General features: G+C 33.8%; 17 protein-coding genes. 10 read left to right on the top strand and 7 right to left on the bottom strand.

Annotated features, from left to right (window positions below; translation table 11 throughout):
* Positions 1-13: 13 nt before the first annotated feature.
* The gene (locus tag CXF71_RS18635; protein ID WP_101234440.1) at positions 14-1,681 is read right to left on the bottom strand and encodes a DEAD/DEAH box helicase; all 1,668 of its coding nucleotides are present in this window, start codon (positions 1,679-1,681) and stop codon (positions 14-16) included.
* Positions 1,682-1,945: 264 nt separating this feature from the next.
* On the opposite strand from CXF71_RS18635, the gene CXF71_RS18640 reads away from it, so the two are divergent.
* The 3 genes from CXF71_RS18640 to CXF71_RS21565 are packed head-to-tail and all read left to right on the top strand — an operon-like array spanning position 1,946 to position 7,227.
* Complete coding sequence (locus CXF71_RS18640) at positions 1,946-2,902, top strand: DUF4007 family protein (protein WP_101234441.1); 957 nt, start codon at positions 1,946-1,948, stop codon at positions 2,900-2,902.
* A gap of 1 nt (position 2,903) precedes the next feature.
* Positions 2,904-6,134 carry an AAA family ATPase gene (locus CXF71_RS18645; protein WP_157826798.1) on the top strand — a complete coding sequence of 1,077 codons (3,231 nt, stop codon included), beginning with the start codon at positions 2,904-2,906 and terminating at the stop codon, positions 6,132-6,134.
* A complete protein-coding gene (locus CXF71_RS21565; RefSeq protein WP_232771545.1) occupies positions 6,127-7,227 on the top strand; it encodes a phosphoadenosine phosphosulfate reductase domain-containing protein in 1,101 nt (366 codons plus the stop codon). The genes CXF71_RS18645 and CXF71_RS21565 overlap by 8 nt, the downstream gene beginning before the upstream one ends.
* Before the next feature lie 262 nt (positions 7,228-7,489).
* Here the strand turns inward: CXF71_RS21565 and CXF71_RS18655 are convergent, their stop codons facing one another.
* Positions 7,490-8,611 carry a cysteine desulfurase family protein gene (locus CXF71_RS18655; RefSeq protein ID WP_101234443.1) on the bottom strand — a complete coding sequence of 374 codons (1,122 nt, stop codon included), beginning with the start codon at positions 8,609-8,611 and terminating at the stop codon, positions 7,490-7,492.
* 387 nt (positions 8,612-8,998) lie between these two features.
* Here CXF71_RS18655 and CXF71_RS18660 point away from each other — a divergent pair, with 387 nt between their 5' ends.
* Positions 8,999-9,913 (top strand): YeeE/YedE thiosulfate transporter family protein, encoded by a 915-nt coding sequence (locus CXF71_RS18660; RefSeq protein ID WP_101234444.1) that lies wholly within the window; start codon positions 8,999-9,001, stop codon positions 9,911-9,913.
* Positions 9,914-9,979: 66 nt separating this feature from the next.
* Here CXF71_RS18660 and CXF71_RS18665 read toward each other — a convergent pair whose 3' ends face one another.
* Both CXF71_RS18665 and CXF71_RS18670 read right to left on the bottom strand, forming a co-directional pair.
* Entirely contained in the window at positions 9,980-10,264 is a 285-nt protein-coding gene (locus tag CXF71_RS18665) for a hypothetical protein (RefSeq protein WP_157826799.1), read from the bottom strand.
* Positions 10,265-10,502: 238 nt separating this feature from the next.
* On the bottom strand, positions 10,503-10,724 hold the full coding sequence (locus CXF71_RS18670; RefSeq protein WP_157826800.1) for a hypothetical protein: 222 nt from the start codon (positions 10,722-10,724) through the stop codon (positions 10,503-10,505).
* A 455-nt stretch (positions 10,725-11,179) separates the two neighbouring features.
* On the opposite strand from CXF71_RS18670, the gene CXF71_RS18675 reads away from it, so the two are divergent.
* Complete coding sequence (locus CXF71_RS18675; RefSeq protein ID WP_101234447.1) at positions 11,180-11,422, top strand: hypothetical protein; 243 nt, start codon at positions 11,180-11,182, stop codon at positions 11,420-11,422.
* A gap of 190 nt (positions 11,423-11,612) precedes the next feature.
* Positions 11,613-12,179 carry a hypothetical protein gene (locus tag CXF71_RS18680; protein ID WP_101234448.1) on the top strand — a complete coding sequence of 189 codons (567 nt, stop codon included), beginning with the start codon at positions 11,613-11,615 and terminating at the stop codon, positions 12,177-12,179.
* 736 nt (positions 12,180-12,915) lie between these two features.
* Here the strand turns inward: CXF71_RS18680 and CXF71_RS18685 are convergent.
* On the bottom strand, positions 12,916-14,223 hold the full coding sequence (locus tag CXF71_RS18685; RefSeq protein ID WP_101234449.1) for a tyrosine-type recombinase/integrase: 1,308 nt from the start codon (positions 14,221-14,223) through the stop codon (positions 12,916-12,918).
* 42 nt (positions 14,224-14,265) lie between these two features.
* Positions 14,266-14,721, bottom strand: a complete 456-nt coding sequence (locus tag CXF71_RS18690) for a hypothetical protein (RefSeq protein ID WP_101234450.1) — start codon at positions 14,719-14,721, stop codon at positions 14,266-14,268.
* Between the two features lie 185 nt (positions 14,722-14,906).
* Between CXF71_RS18690 and CXF71_RS18695 the strand changes: the two genes are divergently transcribed.
* The 4 genes from CXF71_RS18695 (at position 14,907) to CXF71_RS18710 (ending at position 18,887) form a co-directional block, all read left to right on the top strand.
* Complete coding sequence (locus CXF71_RS18695; protein ID WP_101234451.1) at positions 14,907-15,413, top strand: helix-turn-helix domain-containing protein; 507 nt, start codon at positions 14,907-14,909, stop codon at positions 15,411-15,413.
* Positions 15,414-16,062: 649 nt separating this feature from the next.
* A complete protein-coding gene (locus CXF71_RS18700; protein WP_101234452.1) occupies positions 16,063-16,710 on the top strand; it encodes a hypothetical protein in 648 nt (215 codons plus the stop codon).
* 606 nt (positions 16,711-17,316) lie between these two features.
* On the top strand, positions 17,317-17,601 hold the full coding sequence (locus CXF71_RS18705; protein WP_101234453.1) for a hypothetical protein: 285 nt from the start codon (positions 17,317-17,319) through the stop codon (positions 17,599-17,601).
* 452 nt (positions 17,602-18,053) lie between these two features.
* Complete coding sequence (locus CXF71_RS18710) at positions 18,054-18,887, top strand: hypothetical protein (protein ID WP_101234454.1); 834 nt, start codon at positions 18,054-18,056, stop codon at positions 18,885-18,887.
* A 447-nt stretch (positions 18,888-19,334) separates the two neighbouring features.
* Here the strand turns inward: CXF71_RS18710 and CXF71_RS18715 are convergent, their stop codons facing one another.
* Positions 19,335-20,369 (bottom strand): exodeoxyribonuclease VII large subunit, encoded by a 1,035-nt coding sequence (locus CXF71_RS18715; RefSeq protein ID WP_101234455.1) that lies wholly within the window; start codon positions 20,367-20,369, stop codon positions 19,335-19,337.
* Between the last annotated feature and the right edge of the window lies 1 nt (position 20,370).

Raw genomic sequence — 20,370 nt, forward strand, 5'->3', positions numbered from 1 at the left:
AATTAGTCCTTTATTAATTAACTTGCTCAAGCTCTGTCCACATTTCATTCCAATGTTTAAAAGCTAAATTGACATTATTAAAATCTGAAATTTCATCTAATACAGTATAAATTTTTGCGTCTTTAGGTGATTGATCCTTATTACCCCGCAGTGCTCGTCCAATCATTTGCAGGTATAGCACTAAGGATTTTGTCGGCCTAGCAATAATGGCAACGTTAGTTTCGGGGGCGTCAAATCCTGTAGTTAACATTTCGCAATTAACTAAAACACTTAAATCTCCGTGTTTATACTGATTAATTATACTTTCCTTTTCTTTCTGGGAGGTATATTTACTATCAACAGAGGCGGCCTTAATTCCTAAGCAACATAGTGCAAAGGCCATATTTCTGGCATGCTCTATATCACAAGCAAATAAAATCACTTTAGCGTTGTTTTTTTCTACTTCATTAACAACCGTTTGAATAATAATTGAATTTCTATTTTTTGATGCCCCTAAACGAGACATTAACTCACTTTCCGTTACAGTATTTTCTGATAAATTTTCATAAAGATCTAAATCATCATAATTTAGCTCTATGAAGTTAGGGTTTGCAAGGTAGTGATTATCAATAAGGTAGTCCATAGGTTGAGAAGGGCTAACATCCATTGTTATCTTATTATTCCCAAACATATGTGCTAAAGCCTTGTTTTCAGGATCTAACTCAGGTTTATCATCCTTATAAACTCTTCCAGGTGTAGCTGTTAAACCTATTAACTTAGCTTGAGGAGAAACTTCTAAAAACCTTTCAATTAATTCTTTATAAGTACTTGCTAATGCTTTATGTGCTTCATCAAAAACAACTAAAGTTAATTTTCTATCGAACGATTGAGTCGAATTAGTATTTAAAGAGTTGTAATGTGAGTGAAGTTTTTGCAAGCCCCCAACAACAAAACCACTATTTATACTGTCTAATGAAAAGTCATTAGATTTATAAAAACGGCCTTGAATGATTTCACGGTTTCCTAGATATGACCAAGCTTCTTCAAATTCTTCAGATGCTTGCTCACACAGAATATCTGAATTAGCTAACCATAAAACTAATGCATTTTTTTTAGTCATTAAATGACGGCAAATGATATGCATAGCGGTGCGGGTTTTCCCGGCGCCTGTTGGTAAATGTATTACCGCACGGTTATTATTGCCGGTTTCAATTGAGTGAAATGTTTTCTCAGATATTTCGACTTGATAGGGATATAAGGCATATTTCGGTTTAACCGTTGTAAAAGCAGAAAATTCATTTTTATCTTTTTCTTGTAATAAGTAGGTGTTTTCGATACCGAGAGTACTCAAAAATACATTTAGGCTACGATCACTTTCACAAAATAACTTTACTTCATTATATATATGAGGGTATTGCTCAGGAAGGATTTCCCCTAAAGTCTCGCCATTTATAGCTTCAATGACACAAACAATATCTTGTTTATGCATTCTGTCTATGAAAAAATTTCTACTTTCTTTATTAATAAATAGCTTTATAGGGTTTGAATTCAAAATAGCCTGAATTAATAATGTACTTTGACTATTGGATTCATAATAATCAGAGCTTATATTTAATGTCTCTTCAAAGAATTTTAAAGAGTCAGTACCAGCAAGTACTTTTAATGAATTTAAACTGAAATTATTGAGGGTCTTTTCTAGCATACGAACTCCTTTTTAATGCTAACAATCATACAGTTTTAACCAATTGATAATGTAATAGCTTGTAAATTATCAAGGTAATATTGTAATCCTTTCAGATTAACTAAATATTACCTTAAATCAAAGAACTAATGCATAAATGTACTGAATTTATTTTTCACACCAACCACTGTAAATATAAACAGCCATAACAAAAAATTACTTTAATCTGCTTTAAAATAGTAATACTATCTCTTCTGGACAACTTCTCCAGAGACTCAAGAAACGATGAAAGCTAAATTTTCCGGACACGATACATTCCCCTTAAGATATGGATGGCTTTACAAAGCTGTTAACCATATGAATTCAGGCCATTTTTTGAAAACATCTAAAAGTGAAGATGTTGAAAAAGCCGTTATAGAACTTGGTGTTGGTAAAAATATGGTAAACGCTATCCGATATTGGTCGGATTGCACTGGCGTAATTTTCGATAAAGTTAATAAAGATCCCTATGTAACAGAGCTTGGTAATTATATTTTTGGTGATTTTGATAGACATCAAGGAAAAGACCGGTATTTAGAACAGAAAGGTTCTATTTGGTTAATTCATTTTTTACTTAACTTTGAAGATGAATATTTAACTTCATATCGATATTTTTTCAACTTTTCACATGTACAAAGTTTTGAAAAAGAAAAATACTTATTCGATTTTGTCGAGGATGCTCAGAGAATTTGTCAAAACGATGGTATTACGGATAAAAGTCTAAAGAAAGATCTCGATTGTTTTCTGCATACCTATTGTCGAAAAAGAAAAGCTAATTCAGCTAAAGCAATCAAAATAGACGAAGATCATTTTTCATCTCCTTTAGCTGAACTAAGTTTAATTAATGATAACGGTAATGGATTTTATACGAGTCCTCTTCGCGAACAACAAGATTTACCTATCGAAATTTTCATTTATGCAGTAGCTAGATTTATGAGTTTAACTATTGATTTAGAAGACGTTAACGTAGAGACAGAAGAGCTAACTATTGGTTTTGACACTTTACTAAGTAATCCATTTTCTCCTGGTAGAATCTTTAGATTATCAGAACATGGTCTTGGCCAAAAACTTGATGATGCTCAACTCACTACAGATGGTGGATTAACTTGGGTTGATTCTAGAGGTTTGAGACAAATTTCATGCCCTATGAATTTAATAAAAAACCCTATTCAAATTCTAAATAAATACTATGGAGTTGAATGAAATGTCATCTATGATTGATATCAACCAAAAATACAAAAGTTCAACTCGTCTAGATAATGACGCTTTTAATTATAAAGATTTCATAGATAGTTTCATCTTACATGGCACAGCTTTAAATGTGCTTGATACCATCAGCCGAGATTTCACTAAAAGTGAACAACGTTGTTTTACCATCACAGGGCCTTATGGAACGGGTAAATCAACCATAGCACTCTTTTTAACGCAATTATTGTCTAATAAGAAAAATGTACGAAACTACGCGAATGAAAAACTAACAAATAGTACTGAGGAAAATGACTTTCAAGCAAGCTTCAACATAAAAAAAGGTTGGAAAGTTGTAAAGCATGTTTGTGGTTTAAATGTGCCCTCAGCAACTATTACTTGCTCTATTTTAAAAGCACTAGAACATGAATATAATGAAAAAGATATTTTTCAATTAAACGATGATGAATGCCTTTCACTAATTGCTTCAACACTTAATAAAGGGGTTAAAGCTGATGGTGTAATCATTTTATTAGATGAAATGGGTAAGGCGTTAGATTACCAATCAAGAGAAAATAAAGATTTATATTTTTTCCAAAACCTTGCTGATGTCATTCAAAAGTCTAAAACGCCTGCAATTTTAATTGGCTTCTTGCATCAAGCATTTAGTGAGTATTCTAAAGCAATGAACGCTTCAGCTCAAAAAGATTGGGCTAAAGTACAAGGTCGCTACCGCGATATGGGTTACATTCCTTCTATTGATGAATCGTTGGTATTAATTGGTGATTCAATTGATAAGACAGACGAAGTAGAAAGAAGATTAGTTCAAGAGAATGATAGCTTAATTTCTTCAGTACTTAGTTATTTTCCCTCTCAAACTGACCGAAAAGCGCCTCTGTTAAAGTCTTTACCGTTAGATCCAATAGTAAGCTTACTGTTAGGTCCTATATCAAAAAGAAGCTTCTCTCAAAATGAACGCAGTTTATTTGGCTTTTTAGCATCTAACGAAAAGTTAGGATTTAAGCAGTTCCTTGAAAAAAGCTACCCTTCTGAATTTAATTTTGAGAGCAAGAAGTTAGATTTGTTTCACCCTGAGCTATTCTGGGATTACCTACAATACAACTTGAATCATATTATTCTAGCAAGCTCAGACAGTAAGGTTTGGTTGGAAGGCCAAGATGCTATTTATAGAGCTGAATTAAAAGGTTCGGACTTACATTGTCTGATAACTAAGACTATTGCACTGTTAACTCTATTTGGATTTCAACACCAACTTTTTGCAAAAAGAAAGTTCTTGATTAGCTACTTTAGCTCACGAGGGTTTTCAGTAAAAGATGTGACTCTAGCCATAAAAGAGTTAGAAGAGTGGACAGTTATTATCTATCGTCAAAACTACGGTGCATTGTTCGTTTTCCAAGGCAGTGATATCGATATTAATCAATTGATAGCAACTACAATAGATGAAATAAAAGACGGTGTTGATTGGACTTCTCAAATTGCACAAGCAAATAATATACTAGCGACAGCTCATTACCACAAGACCGGCACAATGCGCTGGGCCCAAACAAAAATAATTGGTAAGCACAATTTCACTGAATTAGAGAGCTTAGATACAAGTCCTGTCAGCGGTGAAACCTTTTTGTGGTTTGTTCTACCTGTAGAAGAGTCTTTATTTGAAAGAGCAAAAGCCATTGCTGATAATAATGAACATATTATCTTAGGCCATCAATCTCAATTTTCTCTATTAAAAACCCAGGCAATTGAATTGATTGCTTTGAATAAAGTATTAAGAGAGCATAAAGAAATTAGCCATGATTTCATTGCAAAAAATGAGATCAATCACCGTATAGAGCTTACAAGACAAACTATTTTTGAAGCGACTGATATCGCTTTTAAAACAGCTCAATGGAAATATGATTCACTGTCACTTGAAAATAAAACGTTAGCATCAATAACCTCTTCCATTGCAGAGCATATTTTCAATAAAGCTCCTGTGATTAAGAATGAATTAGTAAACCGATCTAAACCATCGGGTAGTGCTAACTCTGCAATTAAGAAATTACTTATCGCAATGGCTGAAAATTTTGAAGAAGAGAACCTGAATTTCCCTACAGGTAGCTTTCCAGCTGAGAAAGGATTGTATTTTTCATGCTTGAAGAATAAAGAACTTCATACAGAAACTGAAGGCGTTTTAGGTTTCAGTCAACCAAGTGATGTAAACCTTAAAGCGTTATTCGATTCTGCAAGCAACCTGATTAAAAAGCGCGGAGATATTGTTTGGTTAAATGAAATTGATGATCTTTGGTCTCAAAAGCCTTTTGGTGTTCCTAAGGGGATTAGATCCATTTGGATGCTTGCCTTTGTAATGACACATCTTAAAGACTTTGCGTTTTTTGACAAAAATGATGCGACAAACGAACATATGTTCATTACAGCACCAGATGAAGAGTTTGTAATAAAGTTAATGCTGAAATCGTCGTTTGTTGGAGTTCAACTTGTAAAAGTTGACCAAGAAAAAACGGCGTATTTAAACGAGTTGGCTATTGCTCTTCCAAACTTTACTGGCAACCCAACACCTTTAGCAATTGCACAAGAATATGTAACTTTATTTGCAGGGCTTTCAACTTGGACTCGTAATACTAAATCATTATCAAAATCAGCTAAAGATTTTATCTTATATTCAAAAACCGCATCAGACCCTCATCATTATTTATTTGAGAAAGTCACTTCTCTTTTTTCAAATAAATCTATAGTTGACATAAAATCTAACGATATAAAAACTATATTGAACGAGATTATTAATGCTCATATGGAAATGGTTAAGGCATTTAAAACCGAAATAACGAGTTACCTGCCTATTGATGAACATTTATCCAAGCAATGTACAAATGTCGCTGTGTTCACATCGGATGCTAAGCTACAAACATTTGCCCAACGTTTAGGTGAGTTTGCAAGTAATAATAATTGGATTTCCAATATAATCTCATTATTATCAGGAAAAGCTGAACGTAATTGGGATGATAATGCGATTAATAAAGCTAAAACAGAACTTATCGGAATAATTGAACGCTTTAAGTTAGCGAATTATCAAGCTTCATTTAAATCGTTAGAATATAAATCTGTTAGAAAAAATTATAATAGTCAAATTAGTAATATCGAAAGTTCACTTTCAATGTTAGAAGAGCATGAACGAAGAGCTGTTTTAATGGCTCTATTAGATGAAATGACAAAGGGAATTGAACATGCCTAAGACTCTTCACGTATTAGGATTGTCGGGCGGTAAGGATAGTGCAGCACTTGCTATGTATATGCGCGATAATTACCCTGAGCTTGATATTCAATATTACTTTACAGATACAGGTAAAGAGCTGCCTGAGGTAATTGATTTTGTTAATCGTTTGGAAGGTTACTTAGGTAAGCCAATTATCGACCCTTATGATGAGGTTTTTTCTTCTAATCGAACGAAAAAAGATTTTGATTATCATCTAGAAAAACATCAAAACTATTTGCCATCACCTCAAGCACGTTGGTGCACTATTCAAATGAAGTTGGTTCCATTTGAAATGTGGATAAATAAGAAGATGATGGATGAAGGTTATGATTTGGTCGTTTCATATGTGGGAATTCGTGCAGATGAACCCGCACGAACAGGATTTTTAACTAACTCAAATAACGAAGCGTATCTCAAAATTGAAATGCCATTTCGTGATGATGGATTAAACAAAAAAGATATTTTTGATATTTTGCAAGGTGCTGACCTTCTTTCAGATACTGAAGAAGTTATAAATTATCGTAAACTATTTATAGACAAAAATACGAATATGCCAACAACGCCAACAAAAGAAGACGTTATTAAGCATTTTGAGAATGAAATAATACACACTACTAACTCAACATATAAAGACTCAAACCTCACTGTAGAGATTTATAAAAAGATTGTTGAAGCTATGGATGTTGGAAAGCCAGGTTATTATGGATGGCGTTCAAGAAGTGGTTGTACCTTTTGCTTTTATCAGCAAAAGATCGAATGGGTTAGATTAAAGCAAATATATCCAGATGCTTTTGAAGAAGCGAAAAGCTATGAGAAAACAGCTGAAGAAAAGCGGCCTGATGGTACTTTTTATTGGCTTGGCAAAGATACACCTCTTTCGACCTTAGAAGATCCAGACAGAATTGTACAAATTGAAGCTAATCATGCAAAAAGAATGGAACGTTTTGCTAAAAAAGCACTAAGACGCCAAAACCAATTACAAATAAATATTGTAAATATTGATACCGATGTCATGGATGAAATCTATGATGAAGTAGAAGGCGGTGGAGCATGTGTTACTTGTTATAAATAACACTACTTTTATTCAGATTAAAGCGACTTTTAGTCGCTTTTTTTATGGCCGCTATTAATTTATCAATAACTTATAATGTCAAATTTTATGAAAGTCCTTTAAAGTATTTGTGGTATAGCCAGACATCTATTCCAAAGAGTCTATTTTAAATGGTAGATATACATACCCATACAAGAAATTTTGAAGTATGAGTCTGTAAGCAGTGCTTCTAAACGAGATCTAAATGCTCTTATTTATCAAAGTATTGATTGATTTAACGATTTCAATAGGTTGCTTTATATATTTGAGCAACCAAATAGTCTACATTTTCGATTGTTACATCAAGTGAAAAACTGATTCTAAATGTATGATCAGCTAACTCACGATCAAGACCGATAGCGGTTAAAACATGTGATGGCTCTATTTCTTTTGAGGAACAGGCAGAGCCTTGTGCTAAGCACAGTTCATACTCATTATCTCTAACTAAGACATCTGTATTAGTCTTAGGTAGAGTTAATGAGATACAGCTTTCCAGGGCTAATTCGGAACCATTCAGCTGATATTCAATTTCATTGAGTTTCAGGTGTTTTAGAAAATAAGATTTAAAATTGTTTATTTTAAATCTTTCGTAGTAAGAAGGGAAAGTCTCAATTGCTTTACCAAAACCTATGATAAGAGGGGCTGCAACAGTTCCACCCCTGATAGCTTCTTCTTGGCCTGCACCGTGAATAACAGGCATTAAATGCTTTTTACGTAAATCACGAATATAGATAGCTCCGATTCCTTTTGGACCACCTATTTTATGAGCAGAAAATGACATAACGTCTACATTTAGGTCATCAACATCAATATCTATTTTTTGAAAGCTTTGGGCTGCATCACTATGAAATAACACCCCTGCCTCGAAACAAGCTTTGCCTATATCAGAAATAGGATTAATCGTGCCTAGTTCATTATTTACATGCATTACTGAAACCAAAGCAGTATCTGGTCTTATGGCATCGGCAATTGAAGCCGCCTCAATTATCCCATCTTTGTTTGGCTTCACATAAGTAACTTCATAACCTACCGACGTAAGATAATCACAAATAGCAAATACACATTTATGCTCAATCTGTGTCGTTACAATATGCTTTTTATCTTTGGGTATTTCATCCCCTAAAAGTAGACTTTTAAAAGCGATGTTATTAGATTCTGTTGCGCCGCTAGTAAAAATAATTTCACTTGGGTAAGCCCCTATTTGATCTGCTAGTTGTTCTCTAACTTTATTAATTTCATTAGAGACTTGCCCACCTAATAAATGACTAGAAGCTGAGTTTGCATAGAGAGTATTAAAGGCATCTGATAGCGTGACTTTAACTTCGGGTAGGATTGAGTAAGAGGCTGCTGTATCTAAATAAATCATGAGAATTAATATTGAGTCAATTGTTATTTTGTAAGGTAATCATTTTATCACTAAAGTCACGATAGGACATAATCCTCATGCTTACTCTTTAGGGAAAAACCAGAGAAATATAACTTTCCAAACTTTTATTACAATAATAATAAAAGCGATACCTATGAATACATCGAATAAGGCTAAAATAAAATCCACTTTAATATCCTTGTCATAAACAGCCTTTGAACTTCCAATTACCGTTCGCCAAAAGATGAAAAAATCTTATGTGTATATCCTTCGTATATACTATTGAAAATGTTATATATTTGCATCAAATCAATACAGAATCACATATTAATGAATAAAAAGTAACTATAGCCCATACTATATAGATAAAAACTAATAAGAACAAAAATGATGTTGCTACCAATTTCGCTCCTACTCGTTTGTATTATCGGCTTTTTAGCCCAATCTATTGGTCTGTGTATGGTGAGGGGCGTTAACGAGCTTAAGAGTGGAAAACCAGAGTTTCTACTCGCATTACTGTTGAGTGGAATTCTCGCTTGGATAGCTATGATTTACGCGAATTACTTGGGTATTAATACTAACTTTAAAACCTATGAAGCTAGCAGCTGGTTTGCCATAGGTGGCATTATCTTTGGTTTTGGCACCGCATTCAACCAAGGCTGCGGTGTCTCCACTTTGAGTAAACTATCTCGTGGTGATTCAAAAATGATTTTCACTATAGTCGGTTGGCTAATTGGGTGGACAATTTTGGCTCAATGGAGTCCTTCCACCAATCATACAAAGCTTTTCTTATCTAACAATATAACATTAGGCATACTCATTTCTATTTCAGTAGCCTTGTTAATTTGGGCTTTTATAGGCAACAAAAAACGGAGAGAACTATGGCTGACAATGATGTCAATAGGACTTATCGGGGGTTTTGTCTTTCTGTTCGATCCTAAATGGCCACCATCTGGGCTTTTATATCAAGTAAGCCATGCATTAGCAGGTATTAATGACTCTTTATGGCCACCAGTAGAGAGTTATTTATTATTTTTATCTTTGATAATTGGTATGTTTTCAGCTGCTTGGCATACGAAAAATTTTGAATTGATAGCATCAAGTTGGCAACAATGGATATTACATATAGTAGCGGGCACCTGTATGGGGGTTGGGGCATCGTTAGCTCTTGGAGGCAATGACTCACAACTTTTACTGGCCTTACCAACGTTATCTCCAGGTGGGATCGTCTCAGTTACAGGGATGTTAATAGGTATTTGGATTGGTTTATTTGTTAGAGAAAAACTCACCGTTAGTAAATGATATAGGGCTGGTTGTTGAATAAATCATTTACTAACGTTATTGTTCAACAGTGCTGTCACAATTTATTTAATTTATTGGTTTTCGATACTTTTGATGTATAAAATATGTATTTATAGACCCATCATTTTCTAACTTCGCATACCCTTCTTTAATAAAAAATCCGGAGTAATCCTTATACTCACATTTAAATGACCATAGTGTTGATAAGCTATAACTGCCTTTAAACTCCTCCCATGTATTATTTAGGTGGCCAAATGGCACTTGCTGCACTTCGTTTAATGGGTCAAATACAATCTCTTTTGTTTCTATGTCTAAAACTGACATTACCTCAATTAAATCATTTTTCTTCATACTAAATACATCAGCCTGGAATCGCGGGTTAAACATGAGTTTACATTGGAATAAGTCATAAATGGCCAAATGAATGAACCAACTATTAAGCCTAGAAAAAAATAGCCTATAGATACCTTATTAACCGAAGTACCTTCCGTCTTAAAGAAATGATTATTAAGTAATGCAGCACCTATACTATAGTGATAAGACCTATGGACAAATAGATAATAAGTAAATCATTTTGAGCTTCTATGCGTTATTTCTGACTAAAGCCTTTATGCTCATATTTCATCTGATCCCCTTCTGTAATTCTTAGCTCACCAGTACACCAAGGGGCAAAAACGGGATCAGAAAAGACAGGAAATATATCTTGAATAGTTGTTTCGTTATCATCATCAAATTCGGCGTTAAGTTGTATTAAATACAACCTTTCTTCTTTTATTTCCCATACGCCTAAATACCCTCGCCATAGAGTCATACAGTTTATTTGAAAAGGGGATAGTGTATTGGTCAGTGAAAAGTAATACACCTAGTGAACATGATAAAAGAGATCTACTTTCTCCTTCATATATAATTGTCTCTGATAGTTGTGCCGTCATAAAGTTCCTTTTGATGAAAGTAAATCTAAGTAGTATCGACTGCAGAGAGAAGAGTTGATGAAATACTTGATAATGGCCGTGAATTTAAAACGATAAACTTAGCAAATCTGCAGCTGCCTTTTGCTAAAGCAATAGCTTCAGAGCTTGATGCTCAACAAACTGAATTTGAAAAATAAATGACCGTTATTACGCACTAGATGAAGTGAAAAATGAACTGGCAAATTTATACCAAGATACAATAGAGCAATTAGACTCAAGTTCATCAACATGTTTAAGCGAGCTTGCATAAGAAATTTCTCATCTTAATAAACAAAATGAAGCTATTGAGTTAACGATGGAAGAGCTAAGTAAAAAACTACTCTTCCTAACTTTTGGCTTAACAATAGGTGACTGGATTTGTACCAACTCATATTGGCATGATGGGAGAAAAGTTCATTTTAAGATAGAGCGTGTAGATTACTATCCCAACGAAATAATTTTGTCAGGCCCTATCATCACTCAAAAAGGTGAAGTGGGTAAACGAGAAAAGTCTATTCGAATTAATCTATGTAAGGGCTCTGGTGATGAACATAAATAAGCTCATTCAATCAATAGAGCAAAGAGAATTCGCAGAGCCCTTCCCTATCATAAACAAGAAATAAGAAATAAGCGGCATTAATGTTAGTGAAAAAGAGCTTCCCCAGATATTAAAAGCAATTAAGTTACTCTTCAAGCAGTTTAAATTAAATGAATTTGATATTAAAATTAACCACTGGGGCTAAGTGTTTGTGATTGAGCCTGAAAGACAAATAAAGGTCATATTATCTGTTGGTTATTTTGAGCAAGACCATAGCATTTATTCAGTGAGGGAAAAGCTAAAAACTTGTGACTACTTCAATGTTAGTTCGCTCTATTTTAATAGCAAAAAATTGCTGATAAGAATAAAGGCAGTCAGGGCTAATACTAAATGGCGAGAACATAGTTTTTCTGACTTTGAAAACGAAAAAATTCTAGCTGAAAGTATTGCAGAACAAATTATTGAAATAACTTCATCGCTTGTTTCCTACACAAGGTTTGATCCTTACAAAAATTTTGGTCAAGTTACCATTGAAGGTATATTAGCTATCGCAAGATATAGTTCGGCATTATACGCTAAAGAAAACGCGCTGTTTTTTCTTGTGAGATACAAACATCTTTTATCCTACCCACAAAAAGTTATCATTGATAAAAGAGAAATTAAAACTGAAAACGTTAATGGCTTTGCTAGGAGTTTTTTTCTTAATACCAAAGCGATTAAATTGCTTAGCTTGTTGCCAATTAATTTTGAAGGTCAAGAAACAATCATAGAGCGTTAAATTATCCTTCTACATCCATCGATTCATAGTCGGTGGATGTAGCAAGTAATATTTTATTCTACGACTGATTTTACTACGCTGTAGCTAAGGTAACATTGAACTAGGCAAATAAAAAATATTTTAAGTGACTTTTCAGTGCTAATAAAAAGTTTCACGCTTCTTATTTTATTAACTAAGTTACCTTCATAACTAATCAAACTTTACAGCAGAGTGTCTTAAAAGTTAACAAGACGAAAACCGTTACTCAGACAGAATCAAGATCCGTTACTTCACTAATTTCTAAACCGTTACTAAGACAAAGTTAATGGCCGTTACTCGGACCAATTTATGAAGCGTTACTCGGACAAAATATTTGTCTAAGTAACGGGGGGAGTGACACAAAAAAGACAAAAAAACCTATACACTAAGACAAGCAACTTTTTATGAGTAAAAAAAACAATTTTTCAACTCGATTATTCTTTAATCCAGGACAAAGTCGTCTCTGTCATGAAAATAGTAGCTTCACATCAAATAGGCTTCCAATACAACATCGGGCATTGCATTTTAGCCTAAGAAAAGACCTACTCAATCAATTGGATTTAGGATAGATATTAACTAAGATATCAGGCTAATCAATTACTCAATATATGTTAGACATCTGCATTAATATCACACTCTTTTGGAGTAATTTTATTATTTATAGTTAGGATTTTCACCTAAATAAAATGACTTTTTAGGATATTTAATGGTTAGTTTTTCAATACGTTTTATTAAGGTTTAGTAGCCATTTCTCCCACGAAAGCAGTGCACTTAATTTCTCTTTTTGGTAATCATATCTGTCATAATGACGAGAAGAAACATCCTGTAAAGCATGATTTTGAAGGCGATCTCTCACTGATTTCTCAACACCCAACTCTCCCATTTTGGTCTTAATCGTTCGTCGAAAATCTTTCGGTTGGAATGGTTTTATACCTTGTTGTTTACAGTACCCCCTAATAGCTTGCGCCAGTGTTGATGTTGGCATTGGTTCATCTAAATTATACTTTTTAGGAAATAAAAGTTCACCTTCACCAGTCATCGCCAACAGCTCTTTTAGTTGTGTGATTGCTGATTCAACTAGAGGAACAAGGTGAACCTTTTTGTTCTTTGATACATGACTTTGTATCGTCCAAACCCTATTTTCAAAGTCAATATCTGACCACCGTGCAACTGATAACTCATATGGTCTTTGCCCACCGGTAACTAGTAATAACTTGATGAATTTTGCAACCTGAATTGAGAAATGATTGCCACTTAGGTTATGTAGGAGATCCGCGACTTCTTCCGTTGAAAGTACTCTATCACGAGGCTTTTCAGCTGATGATTGACGAGGTATAGACATAACGGGATTAACATCAACAAGGTACTTTTTTCCTCTATGGGTGTAGCGAGGATCGTTATCAAATTTGATACCAAAATTGAAAGCACTCATGATATATGAACGAACTCGATTCGACTGAACTTCTGCTCCCCTCTGTATCAATCTACCTAAAATTTTACATACATCATTAGAAGTAATTTTCGATGCTTCTACTGATAAAAGTGACTTCATATTAGCTAATAATTCATGTTTAACTTGATTGAATGTTCGCTTACCTTCGAGTTTCATATGACTTGTATAATCAGCAATAAGTTCAACAACAGTGCCTTTTTTTAGCATACTCTGTTGTTCTATTTCTTTTAATAATCTTTGTTCTTTTTGATACTGTTTAAGGCTCTTTTCACCATTCAAACTTTGAATAATCTTAGCCAAGTCACGCATTTTTTCACGTGCATTGGCTAGTGTTAATCCAATAGAATCATCACAAGAATACCTACCGAGCACAGTAAATTCTCGTCTACCTTTATAGCGTTGGAGGACTCTAAAAATCATTGTTCCGGATGGGTTTATATTTAAATAGAGAGATCCTGTACCACGAGGTAAGTCTTCAACGGACACTAAAATATCATACTGATTATTTCGCTCTAATATTCCCTTAAAAGACTTAACTAACGCTTCAATATCTTGCTTTTTATCTATTCGCATAATCACCTCAGACTTACCGTACAAAATTTATAAACGCGAGTTTTACGCCATATTTCTAATGTCATCAGCAATACTATCTATGGTAAATGATAGTTTTTTAGGGGAAAATTTTGACAATAGTTCAAGCACTTCAATCTTCCTTTTTTTATTAAAAACTGTATTGGTATCCTCGGTTTTTTTTAACTGTGGAAGCTCAACAACACCTTTAATTTTAGTAAATTTATTGCTCGGTATTCTGCTTAAGATTTCTGTTCGCATTATTGAAATATGGCTAGGGTAATCGAAGCCAAAACGAACTATATTTTTAGCAATGGAGTGAACAAATACCTCACCTTCTCCCAAACTGAATGTATCCCCTTCAATAAGCCTAACTGTCTTAATTAAGCCTTCTTGCAAATGAATATCCACATGCACCGCTGAATTCATTATATGGACAACTTCTAACAAATCAGACCCGATCAAAATTGACTCCAAACGCTTTCTTGATAATGACAACATAATTAATACTCCATGATATTCAAAATAAATGTACACCAATTGGTGTACGTTTAATTTATTACATAGAACATTAGATGTCAACCATTAGGTGTACACACTAATGACAATATAAATTTAATAACGAATACCAAAAGGTGTACAATAGTTCTTTGAATTGTTACAATGTCAACCATTAGGTATACAAAATGAATGCTAAATATAGTCAATGGAATGAGCTATTAGATGAAGCGAAAATTGCTCACAATGTAAAAAGTGATGCTGCGCTTGCTAAGTTACTTGGTAAAACAAGAAGTCATATATCAGCAGTACGGGTTGGTGATAAAAACCTGTCTATTGAAACTGCTGAGAAATTGTTTGTTCTATTAGGTATAGATATCGATGATTATGTTCATAAGATTTTTATGCCCATTCGAAATGAAAAGAGCAAAGAAAGGCTTGAACCACAAATTAAAGAGCTCAGAGCTGCTTTACTTGAGCGTTCAGGAGGTATTTGTGAGCTATGTGAAAAGTTTATGCCTTTTTGCTTGCCTGATGGATCTCCGTATACAGAATTGGCATATATTGAACAAGGCGCCAGTGCTGATAAGTATCAAGCGTGTAACTTTGCTGCACTCTGCCCCAATTGTCACCGACAACTAGATGTACTAAAAAATAAGGCTGATATAAAAAGGCTACTAACTAAGATAAAATAAACAACCGTTAGCTATTCAATCCTATTTTCAAAACAGAGTGATTAAATTGAAGTAATCACTTTTTTTGAGCTCACAAGTACCTCAAAAGTCTACTAAGGAGACTTTTGCCAAGCACCCTATTAAATTCCTCGAATATCACGACTCCACTAAGGAATTGCTGAAGTTCTTTTAAAATTGGTGTAAAACTTTTCTATATTGATAGTTACAAAACAATGCCTAATACTATGATGCCCATTGGTATTGAGTGAGCGCAATGCATGAGAATATGCAGCTTATTTAGCAAAAGCTTCTAGTTCTTTCTGGTTCATGTGTTTTACCTTTCTTTTGATACCACTCGGGTAACCTTATCGACATTAATAGGGCATGCAACATGACGAGGCGCACAATCAATGGCTTCGTCTAGAACTCCCCCGACCAACAAATTAAATAGATAAATCAAACAATCCTCGGCATCATCTAACACTACTGGAATGGATTACGGCTATTATTTTGCATAGCACAAAGGTTAATACCATTATAATAATCAGACAGGCAAAACGATGTACTTGGGGACACACTTACCATTCAAAATAGGGTGATGGCCATTTTTGACACGATTAAATGTTCCTATATCATTAGCCTAATATTACAGACCACATAAAGAAAAGACATGAACTCACATACAGATATTGATTTAGCAACGACAACCAAGTACCACGCACAAGCACTGGCATACTACACGAAAGTACTGGCTGATTTTGAAGCAGGAAAAGTAAATAGACCTTTAGGCGTAAAATCAAAAAATTACCTGATGGCCTTATCAGAATTGCTGTTCAAAATAACCAAACTTCAAAAATTCTTCCCTGGCTCTGGCCATAATGACATTGTCGCCAATATTCATTTTCTAATGAATCATCGCGACGTATCTCGCATAGAATATGAGGCCAACGCTAATGAAACACACTACGCATGGGACTTTGATGAAAAAGTAAGTGCACCAGTCAAAATAGAGAAAATAGGTTATGAAGTCGTTGATAAAAGAAAAAGGTATTTTGTCCTATTAGAAAACGGAAACATCAAATTGGATAGCACCCCTGTGGCGTATAAAGAATTCTCAGAACAAGAAAAACACCACCACTCGAACACCCAACTTAAAGCAATTCCGGATGACTGGGCAATAGAGGTCAAAAGAGCCATTGAAGAATCACGCAAAGATGGGCTGTACCTTCCAAATCACGATGGCAAGGTAAAACAGGTTCAAAAAGAGACAGACCACGATAACCTGCCTAGTAACGTGATATCTATCTTCAAAAAATAACTATAAAAAATGATGTCCGCGTTAGCGTACATCATTTCTATAAAAATACGCTAAGCGCATTTTTGTCTTGGTCCCAGCTGTGAAAGGTCCCTCCTCATTGTAATGACATAATTAAAGTCATAACCCTTAAATGACGTGTTATTGTTAAGTAGTCGTCCTAGCAGATATCTTGCAATAATTGAGATAACATGAGAGATGACACTATTTTTCAAAGTCAGAACATAAATAGAGGAATAATTATGCCACCTGAACTAGAGGCCGCAATAAAAAGGGCTGAATTACAAAGAATGCTAAATAAAAAATTTGAAGATAGTCGATAGTTTGAGAAATGACTTAAGTTAACATTATTATTTTTGTCAGGAATTCCCCTCACATCAGTTACAAAGAATATCTAACGACTCAGGTATATAGAGTAAAAATAGAATTATTAACTATTCCAGAACTTTCTACAGAAAAGAAGATAATCACTGGAAAGATCTTGTGAAGTGTCATGAATCTGACAATAACGATGATTTGTAGAGGAAAATCTATTAGTGACATCGAGATAGAAGTATTATCTTTATTTAACACGGGATTAAATTTCGGTAAATATAAAAGGAAAAAACAATGATCGAATTCAAAATTAAAGCAGTTTTAGGATTGTTTGGTTATCGCGTTATTAGCATTAAAGAAACAGTATTAGAGAGTAACGATTTTTATTCAACAGGCGCAAAGTATATTCAAGATGATATGAACGACAATGGTGATAATGAATGGCTTCAATATATCCCAGATAGCTCTATCGGATATGAAGATGCTGGGGGTGTTTATGAATTCACGGGGACTGTTGAATACACTAAATTAGATATGATTGTTCATAACTCAAAAAGGATTAAATTATCAAATTTATAATTGGCGAATGGGTAGCTTAAAATTAAATTAGGAGGGATCCTTAAAGTGAATTTTTTATTTTCAACTCCTATCTTTAATTAAAGGTAAATGTGAAATAATACACAAATATAGATCTAGCTACTTCATATCGATGATTAATAGGTAAACGGTTTGCAGTTAAAGGAGCGATCCAAACAGGGCTGTTTGAACATGCTCTGGATTAACTACCGCTTTATGCTCTGATCTGCCGTTAGTAACTCAACAGCTAATGTCAGTTCATGGCTACTTAACGCCCCTTAAGCCACTGTAAAATAAAACTTCTAGTTTACTGAGCTTTGATATTAAATCGCCCACACATATAGCCTTAGCCATTACAATTGTCCACTAAGCCTTAAGTTGAACTTAATAGAGCAATAAAAAGTGATTAAGTAAGTTCACCAAGTAACTCCCTTTATTTATAATTAAAGTAAAACATGATTACAAAAAAACAAAATAAACAGCAACAAGCCAATGAAAACTACAATAAAAAAGTCCATAATGGTGAATTGCATTTAATAAAAGCCCGGCTCAATAAAGAAGAAGCAAACTACGTTAACCAACTGAAACAGGAAAAAGGAATATCAACAAGCTCTAAAACTTTAAAACATATTATTAATGACTACTTTAAGGCACAACAGGAAACTGACATTAGTACTCATAAAGTTCAAGATGAATTGTCTTCAACTAAAATTGAAACTTTAGAGGGAGAGATAGCTAAGTTAAAGGAAGAAAACTCGGTACTTGTTGAAGAAAATGAACTATTAAAGCTGAATCTTTCAAAAATACCATTCGAAGATAAACTAAAAAACTACTCAGTATTAATTATTCAAGAAGCATTAGATAAATCAGGCATTAAAGGCGAAATAAATTTCAGTCTTGGTGAGCTACACTTTCTTTGCACAGGCTTTCCAAAAGATATAGTTGACCTTTATCAAAATGATTTTTTCAATCTAATGGAGGTATTCATTCAAAAAGTAATAGATATAAAAGAAAAAAAAATAAAAACATACTTAGAAAAAACAGACACTAAAAACCGTGATGAATTAATACAGCAAGCAATTGAAATAAAAGAAGAAATAAAAGAAGGAATAGAGTTTATGAACCTCGATGAAAATTTAATTAAGCCCATAACGGACGCTGCTTATCGTTCGTTCCGTAATATTTATCCCAATAATATTTCTATGATAAATAATGAAGGTTTTTCTAGATGGTACATTAAAGCGATACAATCAACTATTGTAAAACTCCAATCGATTAGTCATGAATAGATCAAAAAGTCGCAAGGTTACCAAATATAGCCTTTCCCCACAAAACTATCATAAATTAATCACTGTAGACATAGTAATTAAACTTTTTAACTTAGCTATCTTTACCATTTACACTATTAAAAAATAAAATCAAAATAATTGTTAGGCTGACACTTGGCTTAATAATGTATCACAACGCCAACCTTAGCATTTTTTACCAATCAAAATGATGCAGGTAGCACTTGAATTACCTAACTTTACTCAAGCGTTGTGTCTTACACGTAATAAACTTAAAATTAGTGAATATCATTCGATGAGGTAAACATGGCTTGAGTAGAGAGTATTACCCTTAGCCTACTCAAATATTTATATGGCGCACAGTCAAGGGCCTCGTCTATATCTCCTCCACCAACGACTTAAATAGATGAATCCAACAATTCTCGGCATCAGCTAACTACTTTTATTTATTTAGTTAAAATAAAAATAAACACAAAAAATAATAACCATAACAAAGGCTAATAATTTATACTTTTCAGCTTTATTATTAGACTCTTCAACTTTATTATTTACTATAGCCTGAGTTGCTAAACTTTCAATTTCATCGTGTAAAGATGAAATACGAGATTGAAAATGTTCCCTCAAACTTACTAGTGTTTCTGGTAGTCCTTTATTCAATATATCTTTAAACTCATTGCAAGTATTGTCATTATGGCTTTTGATCTCTCCAGCAAAAGCACTGGGGGTTGCACTCTCATAATCAGCTAATTTATAGATGAAAGGTCTATCTGATTCATGTCCAAGTGCTACACAAACAGGGATAGCAGAGTTTATAATTGCATCAATGATAACCTCATTAGAAAACATGTTCATGGCTTCGTCTTCATGCCCCCCCCTATATAAAACTAATAAGTCAAAACCTTGCTGGTTATCATTGATATAATCAGCAACTTGTTGTGAAGTTGAACAATTTTCATGTTGGAATTTACTAGAAAGTTGATCGTTAAGCTTTAATAAATCACCTGATATATTTGAATGCTCAGAAGTGAGAGCTAAGACGGATGTAATTAATTTAGGTAAAACATTTTTTTCTTTTTCGAAGTAACCTTTCGTACTGCAATATTTTTCTAATCTTCGTATGAGCAGTTGACGATCAGAGATACCAGTCTCCCTAATACCGCTGGCTATAATGGTTACAGAACCCCAGCGATTTATATATAAAGATTTTATAACAACGTCATATTTTGCAGAACAGGATTGATGAGGAAGTAAATTGGATAAAACGCTTTCCATTAGAGTTTTCTTTATTTGTATATTTATTTTACCGTCTTTATCACCTGTCTTAGCTGTCCCACTTAAAAATCCATTCCAAGAATCAGTGTCCTTATGAATAATTGAAATGCCAGATATGGTTAACCCTTCAAAGAAATCTAATTTGTCATCTAATACGTCAGTAATTTTTTCATACAATCCATCAAGGGTTAGCGTATTAGGTTTAACACCCATA

The organism is Colwellia sp. 12G3 (genome assembly GCF_002836775.1).
GTDB lineage: Bacteria > Pseudomonadota > Gammaproteobacteria > Enterobacterales > Alteromonadaceae > Colwellia.

Excerpts from the sequence above, each read along its gene's own strand:
- CXF71_RS18635 (WP_101234440.1), bottom strand. The coding sequence starts at position 1,681 with ATGCTAGAAAAGACCCTCAATAATTTCAGTTTAAATTCATTAAAAGTA.
- CXF71_RS18640 (WP_101234441.1), top strand. The coding sequence starts at position 1,946 with ATGAAAGCTAAATTTTCCGGACACGATACATTCCCCTTAAGATATGGA.
- CXF71_RS18645 (WP_157826798.1), top strand. The coding sequence starts at position 2,904 with ATGTCATCTATGATTGATATCAACCAAAAATACAAAAGTTCAACTCGT.
- CXF71_RS21565 (WP_232771545.1), top strand. The coding sequence starts at position 6,127 with ATGCCTAAGACTCTTCACGTATTAGGATTGTCGGGCGGTAAGGATAGT.
- CXF71_RS18655 (WP_101234443.1), bottom strand. The coding sequence starts at position 8,611 with ATGATTTATTTAGATACAGCAGCCTCTTACTCAATCCTACCCGAAGTT.
- CXF71_RS18660 (WP_101234444.1), top strand. The coding sequence starts at position 8,999 with ATGATGTTGCTACCAATTTCGCTCCTACTCGTTTGTATTATCGGCTTT.
- CXF71_RS18665 (WP_157826799.1), bottom strand. The coding sequence starts at position 10,264 with ATGAAGAAAAATGATTTAATTGAGGTAATGTCAGTTTTAGACATAGAA.
- CXF71_RS18670 (WP_157826800.1), bottom strand. The coding sequence starts at position 10,724 with ATGACTCTATGGCGAGGGTATTTAGGCGTATGGGAAATAAAAGAAGAA.
- CXF71_RS18675 (WP_101234447.1), top strand. The coding sequence starts at position 11,180 with ATGGAAGAGCTAAGTAAAAAACTACTCTTCCTAACTTTTGGCTTAACA.
- CXF71_RS18685 (WP_101234449.1), bottom strand. The coding sequence starts at position 14,223 with ATGCGAATAGATAAAAAGCAAGATATTGAAGCGTTAGTTAAGTCTTTT.
- CXF71_RS18690 (WP_101234450.1), bottom strand. The coding sequence starts at position 14,721 with ATGTTGTCATTATCAAGAAAGCGTTTGGAGTCAATTTTGATCGGGTCT.
- CXF71_RS18695 (WP_101234451.1), top strand. The coding sequence starts at position 14,907 with ATGAATGCTAAATATAGTCAATGGAATGAGCTATTAGATGAAGCGAAA.
- CXF71_RS18700 (WP_101234452.1), top strand. The coding sequence starts at position 16,063 with ATGAACTCACATACAGATATTGATTTAGCAACGACAACCAAGTACCAC.
- CXF71_RS18705 (WP_101234453.1), top strand. The coding sequence starts at position 17,317 with ATGATCGAATTCAAAATTAAAGCAGTTTTAGGATTGTTTGGTTATCGC.
- CXF71_RS18710 (WP_101234454.1), top strand. The coding sequence starts at position 18,054 with ATGATTACAAAAAAACAAAATAAACAGCAACAAGCCAATGAAAACTAC.
- CXF71_RS18715 (WP_101234455.1), bottom strand. The coding sequence starts at position 20,369 with ATGGGTGTTAAACCTAATACGCTAACCCTTGATGGATTGTATGAAAAA.